Below are 15,718 nucleotides of genomic sequence, written 5' to 3' on the forward strand. Positions count from 1 at the left end.
TACAAGGCGGTTACGACTGGTCTGAGAGAGAGTTGTGGCCACCAAGCCTTGGTGCTTGAGTTCCATACCGTCTTCGCAAAGGCTTCTGCGATAATCGCGGGCATGAGCGATCTCAAAGACCTGCTGCGCAACAACCTGGACTGGGCCGACAGGGTCCGCAAGGACGATCCGGGCTTCTTCGAACGCCTGTCCAAGCAGCAGTCGCCGCGCTATCTGTGGATCGGCTGCTCCGATTCGCGCGTGCCTGCCAACCAGATCCTGGGTCTGGACCCGGGCGAGGTGTTCGTCCACCGCAACGTGGCCAACGTGGTGGTGCACAGCGACCTCAACTGCCTCTCGGCGGTGCAGTTCTCGGTCGATGTGCTCAAGGTCGAGCACATCCTGATCGTCGGCCACTACGGCTGCGGTGGCGTGCATGCCAGCATGACCGGGGCGCGGATGGGCCTGGTGGACAACTGGCTGCGGCATGTGGGCGACGTGGCGGGCAAGCACGCGGCGCGCCTGGAGCGGGTGGAGAACGAGGCCCTGCGCCACGCGCGCCTGTGCGAGCTCAACGTGATCGAACAGGTCGCCAACGTGTGCCACACCACGATCCTGCAGGATGCCTGGGCGCGCGGCCAGCAGGTGGCCGTGCACGGCTGGTGCTACAGCCTGTCCGACGGCCGCGTGCGCGAGCTGGGCATGGATGTGGCCGGGCCCGACGATCTGCAGCCGGCCTACGCGCGCGCCCTGGCGGCGATGCCGACCACCGGCAAGCGCGACGCCTAGCCTGCCCCGCCTCGTTCCCAGGAGTCCGCCATGCTGCCCGCCCCGCTCAACCTGCAGGCCTGGATCGAGGAACACCGCCACCTGCTCAGGCCGCCGGTCGGCAACAAGGTGATCTACGCCGGCGACTTCATCGTGATGGTGGTCGGCGGGCCGAACGCGCGCACCGACTACCACTACGACGAGGGGCCGGAATGGTTCTACCAGCTCGAGGGGCAGATGGTGCTGCGCATCCAGGAGAACGACGCGCCGCGCGATATCCCGATCGGCGCCGGCGAGATCTTCCTGCTGCCGCCGCGCGTGCCGCATTCGCCGCAGCGCATGGAACACTCGGTCGGACTGGTGATCGAGCGCCGCCGTCTGCCGGATGAGCAGGACGGGCTGCTGTGGTTCTGCGAGCGCTGCAACCACAAGCTCTACGAAGAGTATTTCCCCCTGCGCAACATCGAGACCGACTTCCCGCCGGTGTTCGACCGCTTCTACGCCTCGCGCGAGCACCGCACCTGCCAGGCCTGTGGTCACCTCAACCCGGCGCCGACGCGCTATGTGATGCCGGATACGTGAGCAGGAGTGCGTGGTGCGGTGAGGAGTGAGGAGTGAGCGGTAGCGGCTTAGGCCTCGCGCGCTTGCCTTCGCTTTACTCACTCCTTACCTCTTCGCGCTCACGCCTCGCCCCACCATGTCCCCGTTCCTGCGCAGCCTGATCCGCCTCAAGCCCCGCGATATCCCGGTGCGCGTGGCGCTGCGCAACTCCTTCGCCGTGTTCGCCTCGCTGGCCGGCGGGGTGTGGGCCAGCGAGCCGGCGATCGGCCTCGGCATGGCGATCGGCGCGCTGCAGACCATGTTCGCCGACCAGCCCGGCGCCTACGGGCTGCGCATGCGGCGCATGCTGATGACCGCCTCGATCGCCGGCCTGTCGGCGGCGGTCGGCATCCTGGTCGGCCAGCACCTGGCGCTGCTGGCGGTGGCGGTATTCGCGGTGGGCTTCGCCGGCGGCCTGGTGGTGGCGCTGGGACCGCTGGCCGCGCGCAACGGCCTGGCCAGCATGATCCTGCTGATGGTCTGCGCCAACATGGGCCTGTCGCCCGCGCAGGCGCCGGGCGTGGCCTTGCTGATCTTCGCCGGCGGTCTGCTGCAGATGGTGATGGCGGTGGCCGCCTGGCCGCTGCAGCGCTACCGGCCCGAGCGCTTCGCCCTGGCGACCATCCTGCAGCAGTTGGCCATCACCGCGCGCACCCGTCCCGACGCCAGCCAGCCCTCGCCCACCCTGCAGGCGGCGCAGGACACGCTGCTGTTGCTGCACGGCCAGCACCACACGCGCGGGGTGGCGCTGCAGTCGTTCCGCATCATGGCCGAGCTGTGCGAGCGCACCCGCATCGACCTACTGGCACTGGCCGATGTGCATGCGCGCCTGGAGGACGCCAAGGCGCGCGAGCTGCTCGAGACCGTGCTCAAGCAGGCCGCCCTGGTGCTCGACCATCTGGCCGCCGCGCTGCGCGAGGCCGCCTCGCCGCAGCGCGCCGAGGCCGACGTGGCCCGGCTGCAGGCGCTGGTGCCGGCGGTCGAGGCCGCGCGCAAGCAGGCCGCCACGACCCGCGATCAGCGCCTGCTGCGCCTGGCCAGCGGCCGCGCCGCCGGACTGGCCGGACAGCTGCGTGCGCTGGTGCGCAACGGCTACTGGGCCAGCAGCCAGGGCCAGATCAACGCCCAGCAGGTCGAGGCGCGGCTGCCGCCATCGATGCGGCCCAATTCGCCCTGGGTGACGCTGCGCGCCAACCTGACGCTGTCCTCGGCCGCGTTCCGCCACGCGCTGCGCTGCGCCACCGCGCTGATGGTCGCGCTGGTGCTGGAGAAGACGCTGAAGCTGCCGCACGGGACCTGGATCCCGATGACCACCGCGATCGTGCTCAAGCCCGATTTCGGCGGCACGCTGAGCTTCGGCGCCGGGCGCGTGGTGGGCACCCTGGCCGGGCTGGTGGTCGGCACGGCGCTGATCCACTACGCGATGGACGGCACGGTGGTGCGCCTGTTGCTGCTGTGGCTGTTCTGCTTCGGTTTCCGCCTGACCACGCAGATGAACTACGGCCTGGGCGTGGCCCTGCTGACCGGCATGCTGGTGATGCTGCTGTCCTTCGAGGGCTACGCGCCGGGCGAGGCGCTGAGCGCGCGCGTGGTCGCCACGCTGATCGGCAGCGCGCTGGCGATGCTGACCTATGCGCTGTGGCCCACCTGGGAAGGCAAGCGCACCCGCACCGCACTGGCGACGCTGCTGGAGGCCGATCAGCGGCATCTGAGCGCGCTGCTGGCCGGGCGCGTGGACGTGCTGGACGACACCCGCGTGGCCGCGCGCGCGGCGCGCACCAATGTGCAGGCCTCCATCGACCGGCTGCGCGCCGAGCCGCGCCGCCACGGCAACCGCGACGAAGCGCAGCTGGCCGAATCGCTGCTGGCCAACGCCACGCGCCTGATGCGCGCGCCGCTGACGCTGGAGGCCCAGCTGCGCGAGGGCGCCGCGCTGCCCGATCTGCCTGAGCTTGGCGCCTTCGCCCAAGCGCTGGATGCGGCCCTGGGCGCGCAGGTGCGCTATCTGCGCCAGACCGGCAAGTTCTCCGAGATCCCTACCCTGCGCCCGGACGAGCGCCGCCTGGCCGAGGCGGTGCCGCACGAGCAGGAGACCGCCTTCGCCCTGCTCGATGCGGCCGACCGCATCGCCGACAGCGTCGATACCGTCACCCACCTGCTGCGCCGCCGCCATGCCCGGTCTTCTGCGGCCCCGGTCGCGGCGGCGGGCGGCGCGCCCGGGTAGACTCCGAGGCTTCGCCGCGCGCTCCGAGGCTGTCGGACGCCGGTGCTTCCTCGATTCGCTCAAGTTCCCAAGCTTCCATGTCCGACGCCCGCACGCACGCCATCGCCCTGGACGCCGCAGATCCGCTGCGCGGCTTCCGCCAGGAATTCCTGATCCCCCGGCACAAGCACACCGAACAGGTGTACTTCTGCGGCAACTCGCTCGGCCTGCAGCCCAAGGGCGCGCGCAAGGCGGTCGAACAGGTGCTGGACAAGTGGGCGCACGAGGCGGTGGAGGGCCACTTCCGCGGCCAGGGCCAGTGGATGACCTACCACGAGCAGGTGCGCGAGCCGCTGGCGCGCGTGGTCGGCGCGCTGCCCAGCGAGGTGGTGGCGATGAACACCCTCACCGCCAACCTGCACTTCATGATGGTCAGCTTCTACCGTCCCACGCGCGAGCGCCCGGCGATCCTGATCGAGGCTGGCGCGTTTCCTTCCGACCGGCATGCGGTCGAGTCGCAGATCCGCTTCCATGGCTTCGACCCGGCCACCGACCTGATCGAGCTGGAGCCGGACGAGGCCGAAGGCACCATCTCGATGGCGGCGCTGGAGGCGGCCATCGCCACGCACGGCCATCGCCTGGCGCTGGTGCTGTGGCCCGGCATCCAGTACCGCACCGGCCAGGCCTTCGACCTGGCCGAGGTGGCGCGGCTGGCGCACGCGGCCGGCGCGGTGGCCGGCTTCGACCTGGCCCATGCGGTCGGCAACCTGCCGCTGGCGCTGCACGATGCGGATGCGGACTTCGCCGTGTGGTGCCACTACAAGTACCTCAACGCCGGGCCGGGCGCGGTGGCCGGCGCCTTCGTGCATGCGCGCCATGCGCACACCGACCGGCCGCGCTTCGCCGGCTGGTGGGGACACGAGAAGCAGACCCGCTTCCTGATGGCGCCGCAGTTCACGCCGACGCCGGGCGCGGAAGGCTGGCAGCTGAGCAATCCGCCGGTGCTGGCGATGGCCCCGCTGCTGGCCTCGCTGGCGCTGGTCGATCGCGCCGGCGGCATGGCGGCGCTGCGCGCCAAGTCCGAACAGCTGACCGGTTTCCTCGAGGAGCTGATCGAGGCGCGCGTGCTGGACACGCTGGAGATCATCACCCCGGCCGAGCCCGAGCGCCGCGGCTGCCAGCTCTCGCTGCGCGTGGCCGGCGGGCGCGAGCGCGGCCGCGAGCTGTTCGACTACCTGGTCTCGGTGGGCGTGCTGGGCGACTGGCGCGAGCCGGACGTGATCCGCATCTCGCCGGTGCCGCTGTACAACAGCTTCAAGGACGTCTACCGCTTCGTCGAGGAAGTGGAACTGTGGCGCGGCGTATGAGCCCGGTCGCCACAGCGGGCGCCATGCGTTGAACGTCTCGGCACGCCCCATCACCCTGATCGGCGCCGGCCTGGCCGGCAGCCTGCTGGCGATCCTGCTGTCGCAGCGCGGCTGGCAGGTGACCCTGTTCGAACGGCGCGGCGATCCGCGCATCAAGGGCTACGAGTCGGGGCGGTCGATCAACCTGGCCCTGGCCGAACGCGGCCGCCACGCCCTGCGTCAGGCCGGTGCCGAGGAGGCGGTGATGGCACGCGCGGTGATGATGCGCGGGCGCATGGTGCATGCGCTCGGCGAAGCGCCGCAGCTGCAGCGCTACGGCCGCGACGACAGCGAGGTGATCTGGTCCATCCACCGCGCCGACCTCAACATCGCCCTGCTCGACCTGGCCGAGGCGGCCGGGGCGAAGATTCAGTTCTACCGGCGCCTGCATACGGTCGACTTCCCCGCCGGCTACGCGCGCTTCATCGATGACCGCGACGACTCGCCGCACGACATCCGCTTCGACACGCTGATCGGCGCCGACGGCGCCGGCTCGGCGCTGCGCGCGGCGATGGACCGCGCCTGTCCGCTGGGCGCGCGCACCGAGTTCCTGGGGCATTCCTACAAGGAACTGGAGATCCCGCCGGCCGAGGACGGCGGCTTCCGCATCGAGCCCAACGCGCTGCATCTGTGGCCGCGCGGCGACTACATGTGCATCGCCCTGCCCAACGACGAGGGCACCTTCACCGTCACCCTGTTCCTGCCCAACGAGGGGCCGACGAGCTTCGCCACGGTGGCCAGCGGCGCGCAGGCCCGCGCCCTGTTCGAACGCGACTTCCCCGACGCCCTGCCCCTGATCCCCGATCTGGTCCACGACTGGGAGGCGCATCCGCCCGGCCTGCTCGGCACGCTCTACCTGGACCGCTGGCACCTGGGCGGGCGCGCGGTACTGCTGGGCGATGCGGCGCACGCGATGGTGCCCTTCCACGGCCAGGGCATGAACTGCGCCTTCGAGGACTGCGTGGCGCTTGCCGAGCAGCTGGACCGGGCCGATTCGCTGGCGCAGGCCTATGCGGCCTTCGAGGCCCAGCGCAAGCCCAATGCCGCGGCGATCCAGGCCATGGCCCTGGAGAACTACATCGAGATGCGCGACCGCGTGGACGATGCGGACTTCATGCTGCAGCGCCAGCTCGAGCAGGCGCTGCAGCAGCGCCACCCGAACCGCTTCGTGCCGCACTACACGATGGTCACCTTCATGCGCATCCCCTACGCGGTGGCGCTGGAACGCAGCGAGCTCCAGCGCCAGCTGCTGCGGGAGGCGACCGCCGGCCATGCGGACCTGTCGCAGATCGACTGGGCCCTGCTGGACCGGCGCATCCAGGAGACCTTGCCAGCGCTTGACTCGCCCGTCTGAGGCGCCAGCACCCTGGGCGCCGGTGACGCCGCTCGCCGGTTCACTGGCTTCCCAGTTCCTTCAGAATGCCGCGCAGGCGGGCATCGTCGGGTGCGAGCTCCGAGGCCTTCCGGTAGCTGCGGATCGCCTGCTCACGCTGTCCGTCGGCGCGATAGGCTTCGCCCAGGCTGTCATGCACATTGGCCGATGCCGGATGCGCGTTGGCATTCCACTGGAAGACCGCGATGGCCTCCGGCACGCGCTGCATCCTCAGCAGGCGATAGCCCAGCGTGTTCAGCGCTCTTTCGGAAGTGTCGTACTGGCTGGCGTTCGCGCCCAGCGTCTCGTAAGCCTTGCGCATGCCCGGCACGCCCTGCGACAGGGCCAGGGGAATCAGCAGGTCGCCCAGGTTCTTCCTGGCCAGCGCCACCGGCTTGCCGTGCAGCACGTCCATCAAGTCCTTGCCCAGCGTCACCACGGTATCGCCCTGCCAGTAGTTGTCCAGGATGACCACCATCGATTCATCCTGTTCGGAGCGAAGCCAGAAACTCTGGTAACCCGGCACGCTGCCCGTGTGCGACACCACCTTGTACGTGCCGCCCGACGGCGTGTGCCACTGCTCCACCCCCCAGCCATAGCCGTACTCCGAGCGGTAGTCGGTCCACATGGCCTGCCGCCAGCGCTCGTCCAGGAGCGCGTTTCCATAGAGGGCGCGGTCCAGGCGGAACAGATCGTCGACCGTGGCATACAGACCGGCAGCCGAGAACGAGACCGTCGGATCGATCGGCATGGGGCGTACCAGGCTGAGGTCGGGCCTGGTCTGATAGCCCTCGGCCAGGCGCGGGATGACCTCGCTGGCGTGATACAGCCCGCTGTGCGCCATGCCGGCCTTGTCCAGAATCCGACTTCGCAGGTTCGCTTCATAGCTGGCGCCGGTCACCTGCTCGATGAGCAGGCCGAGCAGGAAGTAGCCGGAGTTGTTGTAACGCCACACCGTGCCCGGCGCGCTCTGCAGTTTTCCCGGGATCCACGCCTTGGCGAAGTCTTGCGGCGCGAACGATTGTCGTGCCTGGATCTGCCACCATGGATCGTCGTAGCTGCTGGGGACATCGACGATGCCCGAGGTATGGTTGAGCAGTTGCGCCACCGTGACCGCGGCTGCGGGCGTGTCGCCATAGAGCGCGGGCAGATACTCGCCCAGTGTTCCGTCCAGCCGCAGCTTGTGCTCCTGCACCAGTTGCAGGACCAGGATGGCGGTGATCGGCTTGCTCAAGGAGCCGATCCGGAACACCGCGTCGGCCGCGTTCGGCACCTGCCATTCGCGGTTAGCCAGCCCGTAGGCGGCCCGGTACACGACACGTCCGTGCTGGGCGACAAGCACCACGCCATTGAAGCCCCGGTTCGTGGCGTAGCTGTCGACCAACTGCTTCAGCTCGGCGGGTCGGACCTGTGCCAGGGCCTGTCCCGAGAGGCTGGCCAGCAGCACCAGGAGCGCTGCCATGAAGGGCGGCATGCGAAACCGGACCCGATGGCCTTTCGGGGCGAAAGCAAAGCTGAAACGGCGCATCCACGGACCTTTGGGTTTCGATGACTGCCGCTTGGATGCGGGAAAGCGCGCGCGGGTTTAGAGCCCCCATCCACATGGCCGATGGCGCACGTCCGAGCGGTTCCAAGCCGCCACGTCGCGTCAGGGCTGCACGGCGCCGGTCGAACCGCGCAGCACGCAGCGCGTGGCCATCACCAGCCGGCGCACGGGCAGCTCGGGCGACTTCATCCGTTCCAGCAGCAGCGACATGGCGGCCCGGCCCATCTCCTCGACCGGCTGTTCGACCACGCTGATGCCGGGCTCGACCAGCTCGGTCCAGCGCTCGTTGTCGAAGCCGGCCAGGGCTAGCTGATCCGGGATGGACAGCGCCGCCGCGCGCGCGGCACGCAGCGCGCCCATCAGCAGCAGGTTGTTACTGGTCACCAGCGCCCGCGGCCGGTCCGACTGCGCCAGCCACGGGCCGACCGCGGCGATGGCGGCCTCCGCCGTGGGCTCGATCTCGCGGTAGTCCGGCGCCAGGCCGTGGGCCTGCATCGCGGCCAGATAGCCGTCCCGGCGCTCGGTCGCGGTGGTGCTGGTGCTGCCGAACAGGCCGCCGATGCGGCGATAGCCCTGCGCCAGCAGATGCCCGACCAGCTCGGTCATGGCCGCGGCGTTGTCGATCACCACGCTGTCGTGCCGTCCGCTGGCCGGCGCACGGTCAACCAGCACGGTGGGATAGTCCCACTGCATGCGCTCGAGCCGGCCCACGGTGGTGCGGGTGGGCGCGAAGATCAGGCCGCTGATGCGCTCCTCCTGCATCATCTGCAGGTATAGCGCTTCGCGCGATGGATCCTCGTCGGTGTTGCACAGCATGACGCGCAGCCCCTGCTGATAGGCCACCGCCTCCACCGCGCGGATCAGGGCGGTGAAGAAGGGATTGCGGATGTCGGCCACGATCACCCCGACGATGCCGCTGTGGCGCGAGCGCAGGCGCCGGGCCTGCAGGTTGAGCCGGTAGCCGGTCTGGGCGATGGCCGCCTCCACCCGTGCGCGGACCTCGGCGCTGACCGCGCCGCCGCCGATCACGCGCGAGACCGTGGACTTGGACACGCCCGCCACCCGGGCCACGTCGTTGATGCTGATGCTCACTGGGATCGTTTCCCTCGCTTCCTCGCCGGTGACGGCTGCCGTGGCCTGGCCACAGCGTAGCGCGGCCGCGGCTTTTGGCTTTTGTGCAGTGCACATTGAAATTTTGGCTGGGAACGTTCCCAATTGCGTCCCAAGAGATCTGCTTGGAGTTCCTCGTGTCGCCACAACCCTCCCCCGCGCCGGTCGCGCTGGAACTCGTTCGCCTCAATGCCCAGGCCCGCGACAAGGCCGATGCCATCGCCCAGGTCGCCCAGCTGCTCACCGCGGGCGGCTGCGTGGCCGAGGGCTACCAGGCCAGCATGTCCCGCCGCGAGGAGCTGGCGAACACCTTCCTCGGGCACGGCGTGGCCATTCCCCACGGCCTGGGCGAGGACCGTCACCTGGTGCGCCGCGACGGCATCGCCGTGCTGCAGCTGCCGCAGGGCGTGGAATGGAATCCGGGCCAGATCACCCATCTGGTGGTCGGCATCGCCGCCCAGTCCGACACGCACATCACCTTGCTGCGCCGGCTGACCCGCCTGATCCAGGACGAGGCGACGCTGCAGCGCCTGTTCACCACCACCGATGCGGGCCAGATCGTCGCCGCGCTCTCGGGCGAGACGGCCAGCCAGCCGGCCGCGCCGGTCAGCGACCTGGAGCATCGCTTCGACTGGACCATCGCTTACCCCAACGGGCTGCACGCGCGTCCCGCCACGCGCTGGGCCGAGGCCGCGCGCCGCTTCGTGGCGCGCCTGCAGGTCCGCGCCGGCGACCAGGCGGCCGACGCCAAGAGCCTGGTGGCGCTGCTGCAGCTGGGCCTGCACCAGGGCGATGCGATCGTGGTCTCGGCCGAGGGTCAGGACGCCGAACCCGCCCTGGCCGCCCTGCGCAAGGCGATGGACGGGCTGATCCAGCAGGAGAAGGCCGATGCCGAGCGCGCCGCCCAGCGCCGCGCCGCGCCGGTAAACGGCTGGACCCCGCCCGAGGCGCAGGCGGCCATCGTCGGCATCGGCGCCAGCCCGGGCCTGGCGATCGCGCCGGTGCATGTGCTGGCCGGCGCGCAGACCGAGGTGGCCGACCGCCCCACGCCGCTGGGCGAAGGCGGCGCGCAGCTGCATCAAGCCCTCAGCCGCACCCGCCAGCAGCTGCGGGCGCTGGAGGACGACACCCAGCGCCGGCTGGGCGCGGCGGACGCGGCGATCTTCAAGGCCCAGGGCGCGCTGCTGGACGACACCGATCTGATCACCCGCGCCTGCCAGCTGATGGTCGAAGGCCATGGCGTGGCCTGGTCCTGGCATCAGGCCATCGAGCAGACCGCCTCGGGCCTGGCGGCGCTGGGCAACCCGGTGCTGGCAGGACGCGCCGCGGACCTGCGCGACGTCGGCCGGCGGGTGCTGGCCCAGCTCGATCCCAGCGCCGCCGGAGGCGGCCTGGCCGACCTGCCCGACCATCCCTGCATCCTGCTGGCGGCCGACCTGTCGCCGTCGGACACGGCCAACCTGGATCCGCAGCGCGTGCTCGGCCTGGCCACCGCGCAGGGCGGCCCGACCTCGCATACCGCCATCCTCTCGCGCACGCTCGGCGTGCCGGCGCTGGTGGCCGGCGGCGCCGACCTGCTGGCCGTGGCGCCGGGCACCGAGGCCATCCTCGACGGCAACAGCGGGCGCCTGTACCTGTCGCCCTCGGCCAACGACTTGGCCGCCGCGCGCGCCTGGATCGACGAGCAGCGCCAGGTGCGCGAACGCGAGGCCCAGCAGCGGGCGCAGCCGGCGCAGACCATCGACGGCCATCGCATCGACATCGGCGCCAACGTCAACCTGCCCGACCAGGTGCCGCTGGCGCTGGAGCAAGGCGCCGAGGGCGTGGGCCTGATGCGCACCGAGTTCCTGTTCCTGGAGCGCAGCAGCACGCCGGACGAGGAAGAGCAGTTCCAGACCTATGTGGCCATGGCCGCCGCGCTGGACGGGCGCGCGCTGATCGTGCGCGCCCTGGACATCGGCGGCGACAAGCAGGTGGCGCACCTGGAGCTGCCGCACGAGGAGAATCCGTTCCTGGGCGTGCGCGGCGCGCGGCTGCTGCTGCGCCGTCCCGACCTGCTCGAACCGCAGCTGCGTGCGCTGTACCGCGCCGCCGCCCAAGGCGCGCGCCTGTCGATCATGTTCCCGATGATCACCTCGGTGCCCGAGCTGGTCGCCCTGCGCGGCATCTGCGAGCGGCTGCGCGCCGAGCTGGACGCCCCGCAGGTGCCCATCGGCATCATGATCGAGGTGCCCGCCGCGGCCGCCCAGGCCGACCTGCTGGCCCAGCACGCCGACTTCTTCTCCATCGGCACCAACGACCTGACCCAGTACGTGCTGGCGATCGACCGCCAGAACCCCGAGCTGGCGGCCGAGGCCGACAGCCTGCATCCGGCCGTGCTGCGCGCCATTTACAGCACGGTCGAAGGCGCCCGCGCGCACGGGCGCTGGGTCGGCGTGTGCGGCGGCCTGGCTGGCGATCCGTTCGGCGCCTGCCTGCTGGCCGGCCTGGGCGTGGACGAGCTGTCGATGACGCCCAACGACATCCCGGCGGTCAAGGCGCGCCTGCGCGCCGCGGCGCTGGCCGATCTGCAGGCGCTGGCGCGGCAGGCACTGGCCTGCGCCGATGCCACCCAGGTCCGCGCGCTCGAGGGAGCCGGCGCATGAGCCCACGCGTGCTGACGGTCACCCTGAATCCGGCGATCGACCAGACCGTGCGTCTGGATACGCTGGAGCCGGGCCACGTGCACCGCGCCGGGCGCAGCCGGGACGACGCCGGCGGCAAGGGCATCAATGTGGCCGCCTGCCTGGCCGACTGGGGCGTGCCGACCACGGCGCTGGGCGTGATCGGGGTGGACAACGAGGCGGTGTTCCGCGGTCTGTTCGAGCTGCGTGGCATCGCCGATGCCTGCCTGCGCGTGCCGGGGCTGACCCGCACCAACATCAAGCTGGTCGAACGCGACGGCCGCACCACCGACATCAACCTGCCCGGCCTGTGCCTGGACGCCGGCGCCCTGAACGCCGTCGCCCAGCGCCTGGCGGCGCTGCTGACGCCGCAGATGCCGGTGGTCCTGTCCGGCAGCCTGCCGGCCGGCCTGCCCTCCACCGCCTGGGCGCAGTTGCAGGCCCAGGTGCAGGCTGCCGGTGCGCGCGTGCTGCTGGACAGCAGCGGCCCGGCGCTGGTGGCCGCGCTGGACGGCGAATCGGTGCCGTTCGCGGTCAAGCCCAACCGCCACGAGCTGGAAGCCTGGACCGGCCAGTCCCTGGACGATCGCGACGCGGTGCTGGAAGCCGGCCACGCCCTGCTGGCGCGCGGGGTGTCGCTGGTCGCCATCTCCATGGGCAGCGACGGCGCCCTGTTCCTCGATCGTAGCGGCGCCCTGCTCGCCCGGCCGCCGCGCCTGGCCGATGGCAGCACCGTCGGCGCGGGCGACGCGATGGTGGCCGGCATCGCCGCGTCGCTGCTGGAGCCGTCCTTCGACTTGGCCGGCTGCGCGCAGCGGGCCACCGCCTTTTCCATGAGCCGCCTGCACAGCGGCGATGCCCGCCGGCTCGATCCGGCCCAGGTCCGCGCCTGGGCCGACGAGGTCCGGATCGAACGCGTGGCCTGACCCTTCGCGGCCCGGCACATCCCAGAGTCCCAGGAGTTCTCCCATGCAAGCTTCCATCGTGGTCATCGCTGCCGGCGCGCGCAGCACCGAGGCGGTCCTCGCCGCCGAGGCGCTGCGCCGGGCGGCGCGTCAGCGCGGCCTGGAGCCGGCCGTGGAGATCCGCAGCGACCAGGGCATCACCGGGGCGCTGCCGCCCGGGCCGTGCGCCGGCGCCAGCGCCGTGCTGCTGGTCGGCGACGGCGATGCCGAGCGCGCGCGCTTCGGCCAGGCCGCGATCACCGAGGTCGGCCTGGATGCGGTGCTGGACGACCCCGAAGGCGTGCTGGCCGGCTGGGTCGGCGCAGCCGCCGCCGCGCCGGCCGCGCAGGCCAGCAAGCACATCGTCGCCATCACCTCCTGCCCGACCGGCATCGCGCACACCTTCATGGCCGCCGAGGGCCTGCAGCAGGCCGCCGCGGCGCTGGGCTACCCCCTGCGCGTGGAGACCCAGGGCTCGGTCGGCGCGCAGGACACGCTCACCGCGGAGGAGATCGCCCAGGCCGACGTGGTCCTGATCGCCGCCGACCGCGAGGTGGAGCTGTCGCGCTTCGGCGGCAAGCGCGTGTTCAAGAGCGGCACCAAGCCGGCCATCAACGATGGCCAGGCACTGATCCGCAAGGCGCTGGCCGAGGCCAGCGTGCAGGCCGGCAGCGCCGAGCAGGCCGCGCCGAGCGAGAAGACCAAGAGCGCCGGTCCGTACAAGCACCTGATGACGGGCGTGTCGTTCATGCTGCCCTTCGTCACCGCCGGCGGCCTGCTGATCGCGCTGGCCTTCGCCATCGGCGGCATCTACGCCGGCGACGACGCCAATCGCGGCACGCTGGCCTGGAGCCTGCTGCAGATCGGCGCCAAGGGCGGCTTCCTGCTGATGGTGCCGGCGCTGGCCGGCTATATCGCCTACTCCATCGCCGACCGGCCGGGCATCGCGCCGGGCATGATCGGCGGCGTGGTTGCGGCGAACATGGGCGCCGGCTTCATCGGCGGCATCCTGGCCGGCTTCGTCGCCGGCTACGGCGTGGCCTGGATCAACCGCGTGCTGCGCCTGCCGCGCAGCCTGCAAGGCCTCAAGCCGGTCCTGATCCTGCCGGTGCTGGGCACGCTGCTGGTCGGCCTGCTGATGATGTACGTGATCGGCACGCCGGTGGCGCACCTGCTGACCTGGCTGACCGAATGGCTGCGCAGCATGCAGGGCACCAGCGCCATCCTGCTGGGCCTGCTGCTGGGCGGGATGATGGCGGTGGACATGGGCGGACCGGTCAACAAGGCCTCCTACGCGTTCTCGACCGCGCTGATCTCCAGCCAGGTCTATACGCCGATGGCCGCGACCATGATCGGCGGCATGACCCCGCCGCTGGGCATCGCGCTGGCGACCTGGCTGTTCCGCAATCGCTTCACCGCCGAGGAGCGCGGCACCGCCGGTGCGGCCGGCGTGCTCGGCCTGGCCTTCGTCACCGAGGGCGCCATCCCCTACGCCGCGCGCGATCCGCTGCGCACCATCCCCGCCCTGGTGCTCGGCTCGGCCGTGGCCGGCGCGATCTCGATGGCGGCCGGCGCCGAGCTGAAGGTGCCGCATGGCGGCGTGTTCGTCCTGCCGATCCCGAACGCGGTGACCCACCTGGGCACCTATCTGCTGGCCCTGGTCGTGGGCGTGGTCGTCACGGCCGTGGCCCTGCGCCTGTTCAAGAAGCCGGTCGTGGCCAAGAGCTGACCCGCCCGCGCCGACCCGCTTCGCTTCGACTGCCTCGCGCGGCGCCGCAGCCGCGCGTCCTCACCCACGCCGTTCTCCTGCTCAGGAACCCGACGCATGTCCACCCTCCTCCATCGCGTGCTGCCGGCCGCGCTCACCCTGGCTCTTGCTCCCCTGGCCCATGCCCAGGAGGCGGTGACGCCCAAACTGTCCTACACCGGCGAGGCGGCCGCGATGCTCGGCGGCGGCGAGGGTTCGGGCAGCGCCTACGCGGGCCAGGCCATGGCTGGCGTGGACGTCGATCTGGACAAGGCCTTCGGCTGGTCCGGCGCCACGCTCAAGGCCTATGTCATCAATCGGCATGGCACCAACCTGGTCAACAGCAGCCTGGGCAACAGCACTTCGGTGCAGGAGATCTACGGCGGCCAGGGCACGCGCCTGGCCAACCTGACGCTGGAACAGAAGCTGCTCGACGACCGCCTGGTGCTCGAGGCCGGTCGCAGCGTGGCCAATATCCACTTCCTGGGCTCGGACCTGTGCCAGTACTTCCAGGGCAACTCGGCCTGCGGCAATCCGACCTATGTGTTCCGCACCAGCAGCTTCACCTGGTGGCCGGTCTCCAGCTGGATGGCCGACGCCAAGGCCTGGGTGACGCCGCAGGTCTACGTGCACGTCGGCGCCTACCAGGTGGACCCCAGCCAGGCCAAGGACGGTGAGCACGGTCTGCGCTGGAGCACGCGCGAGGCGACCGGCTGGATCGTGCCTTACGCGGTGGGCTGGCAGAGCTCGGCCGACGCGCGCCACAAGGCGATGTACGAGCTGGGCGGCTGGCAGGACAACGCCCCCTACCGCGATCCGCTGTACGACGCGGCCGGCACGCCGGCGGTGCTGAGCGGCCAGGACTACGCCAGCCGGCATGGCCGCTCCGGCGTGTACGCGCGCTTCGAGCAGCAGGTCAGCGGGCCGGACGCCACGCACGGGCTGACCCTGTTCGGCGCCGTGCTCAAGGGCACCTCGGGCCAGCTGATCGAAGACTGGTTCGCCCAGGCCGGCCTGGTGCACAAGGGCACCTTCGCCAGCCGCCCGCACGACGATGTCGCGCTGGTGGTCACCCGCCAGCAGTACAGCGATGCGGCGCTGGAGAACCTGCGCCTGGCCCGCGCCGCGGCCGGCGGCGTCGGCACCCCGCAAAGCGGCCAGACGATGATGGAACTGAGCTACGGCTTTGCGATCAACCCGCACCTGCGCATCGCGCCCAGCCTGCACTACGTGATGCATCCGGACCAGTTCAACGCGCCGGGCCGCCTGCAGGACCTGCCCAATGCCTGGGTCGCGGGACTGAGGTTCGATCTCAGCCTCTAAGCGCGGCACTCGGCCGCCGGTGTGTGCCGGCGGCATACTGTGCGGCCGTTCGTCGTG

11 protein-coding genes are annotated in these 15,718 nt (G+C 71.2%); 9 read left to right on the plus strand and 2 right to left on the minus strand.

Annotation, left to right across the window (positions count from 1 at the left end):
• The first annotated feature begins 102 nt into the window (after nt 1-102).
• The 5 genes from can to WFQ05_RS03430 all read left to right on the plus strand — a co-directional run bounded on the left by can (nt 103) and on the right by WFQ05_RS03430 (nt 6,310).
• Nucleotides 103-768: a carbonate dehydratase gene (gene can, locus WFQ05_RS03410; RefSeq protein ID WP_130518179.1), complete on the plus strand. Its 666-nt coding sequence runs from the start codon at nt 103-105 to the stop codon at nt 766-768.
• 30 nt (nt 769-798) lie between these two features.
• Complete coding sequence (locus tag WFQ05_RS03415; RefSeq protein ID WP_337052630.1) at nt 799-1,329, plus strand: 3-hydroxyanthranilate 3,4-dioxygenase; 531 nt, start codon at nt 799-801, stop codon at nt 1,327-1,329.
• A 115-nt stretch (nt 1,330-1,444) separates the two neighbouring features.
• Complete coding sequence (locus tag WFQ05_RS03420) at nt 1,445-3,571, plus strand: FUSC family protein (protein WP_337052631.1); 2,127 nt, start codon at nt 1,445-1,447, stop codon at nt 3,569-3,571.
• 77 nt (nt 3,572-3,648) lie between these two features.
• Entirely contained in the window at nt 3,649-4,917 is a 1,269-nt protein-coding gene (kynU, locus tag WFQ05_RS03425; protein ID WP_130531561.1) for a kynureninase, read from the plus strand.
• Nucleotides 4,918-4,945: 28 nt separating this feature from the next.
• The gene (locus tag WFQ05_RS03430) at nt 4,946-6,310 is read left to right on the plus strand and encodes an NAD(P)/FAD-dependent oxidoreductase (RefSeq protein WP_337052633.1); all 1,365 of its coding nucleotides are present in this window, start codon (nt 4,946-4,948) and stop codon (nt 6,308-6,310) included.
• Between the two features lie 40 nt (nt 6,311-6,350).
• Here the strand turns inward: WFQ05_RS03430 and WFQ05_RS03435 are convergent, their stop codons facing one another.
• Together WFQ05_RS03435 and WFQ05_RS03440 are read right to left on the minus strand one after the other, a co-directional pair.
• Nucleotides 6,351-7,856, minus strand: coding sequence for a serine hydrolase (locus WFQ05_RS03435; RefSeq protein WP_337052635.1), 1,506 nt, complete (start codon nt 7,854-7,856; stop codon nt 6,351-6,353).
• 120 nt (nt 7,857-7,976) lie between these two features.
• Entirely contained in the window at nt 7,977-8,966 is a 990-nt protein-coding gene (locus WFQ05_RS03440) for a LacI family DNA-binding transcriptional regulator (RefSeq protein WP_337052636.1), read from the minus strand.
• A gap of 155 nt (nt 8,967-9,121) precedes the next feature.
• On the opposite strand from WFQ05_RS03440, the gene ptsP reads away from it, so the two are divergent.
• The 4 genes from ptsP to WFQ05_RS03460 all read left to right on the plus strand — a co-directional run bounded on the left by ptsP (nt 9,122) and on the right by WFQ05_RS03460 (nt 15,661).
• Nucleotides 9,122-11,629 carry a phosphoenolpyruvate--protein phosphotransferase gene (gene ptsP / locus WFQ05_RS03445; protein WP_337052637.1) on the plus strand — a complete coding sequence of 836 codons (2,508 nt, stop codon included), beginning with the start codon at nt 9,122-9,124 and terminating at the stop codon, nt 11,627-11,629.
• Complete coding sequence (gene pfkB / locus WFQ05_RS03450; RefSeq protein WP_337052639.1) at nt 11,626-12,573, plus strand: 1-phosphofructokinase; 948 nt, start codon at nt 11,626-11,628, stop codon at nt 12,571-12,573. Before ptsP ends, pfkB begins: the two co-directional genes overlap by 4 nt.
• Nucleotides 12,574-12,616: 43 nt before the next feature.
• Entirely contained in the window at nt 12,617-14,320 is a 1,704-nt protein-coding gene (locus tag WFQ05_RS03455) for a fructose-specific PTS transporter subunit EIIC (protein WP_337052640.1), read from the plus strand.
• A gap of 96 nt (nt 14,321-14,416) precedes the next feature.
• Nucleotides 14,417-15,661 carry a carbohydrate porin gene (locus tag WFQ05_RS03460; RefSeq protein ID WP_337052642.1) on the plus strand — a complete coding sequence of 415 codons (1,245 nt, stop codon included), beginning with the start codon at nt 14,417-14,419 and terminating at the stop codon, nt 15,659-15,661.
• Nucleotides 15,662-15,718: the final 57 nt, after the last annotated feature.

The organism is Pseudoxanthomonas sp. USHLN014, assembly GCF_037153335.1.
In the GTDB taxonomy this organism is placed as follows: Bacteria; Pseudomonadota; Gammaproteobacteria; order Xanthomonadales; family Xanthomonadaceae; genus Pseudoxanthomonas_A; species Pseudoxanthomonas_A winnipegensis.

Excerpts from the sequence above, each read along its gene's own strand:
- can (WP_130518179.1), top strand. The coding sequence starts at position 103 with ATGAGCGATCTCAAAGACCTGCTGCGCAACAACCTGGACTGGGCCGAC.
- WFQ05_RS03415 (WP_337052630.1), top strand. The coding sequence starts at position 799 with ATGCTGCCCGCCCCGCTCAACCTGCAGGCCTGGATCGAGGAACACCGC.
- WFQ05_RS03420 (WP_337052631.1), top strand. The coding sequence starts at position 1,445 with ATGTCCCCGTTCCTGCGCAGCCTGATCCGCCTCAAGCCCCGCGATATC.
- kynU (WP_130531561.1), top strand. The coding sequence starts at position 3,649 with ATGTCCGACGCCCGCACGCACGCCATCGCCCTGGACGCCGCAGATCCG.
- WFQ05_RS03435 (WP_337052635.1), bottom strand. The coding sequence starts at position 7,856 with ATGCGCCGTTTCAGCTTTGCTTTCGCCCCGAAAGGCCATCGGGTCCGG.
- pfkB (WP_337052639.1), top strand. The coding sequence starts at position 11,626 with ATGAGCCCACGCGTGCTGACGGTCACCCTGAATCCGGCGATCGACCAG.
- WFQ05_RS03455 (WP_337052640.1), top strand. The coding sequence starts at position 12,617 with ATGCAAGCTTCCATCGTGGTCATCGCTGCCGGCGCGCGCAGCACCGAG.
- WFQ05_RS03460 (WP_337052642.1), top strand. The coding sequence starts at position 14,417 with ATGTCCACCCTCCTCCATCGCGTGCTGCCGGCCGCGCTCACCCTGGCT.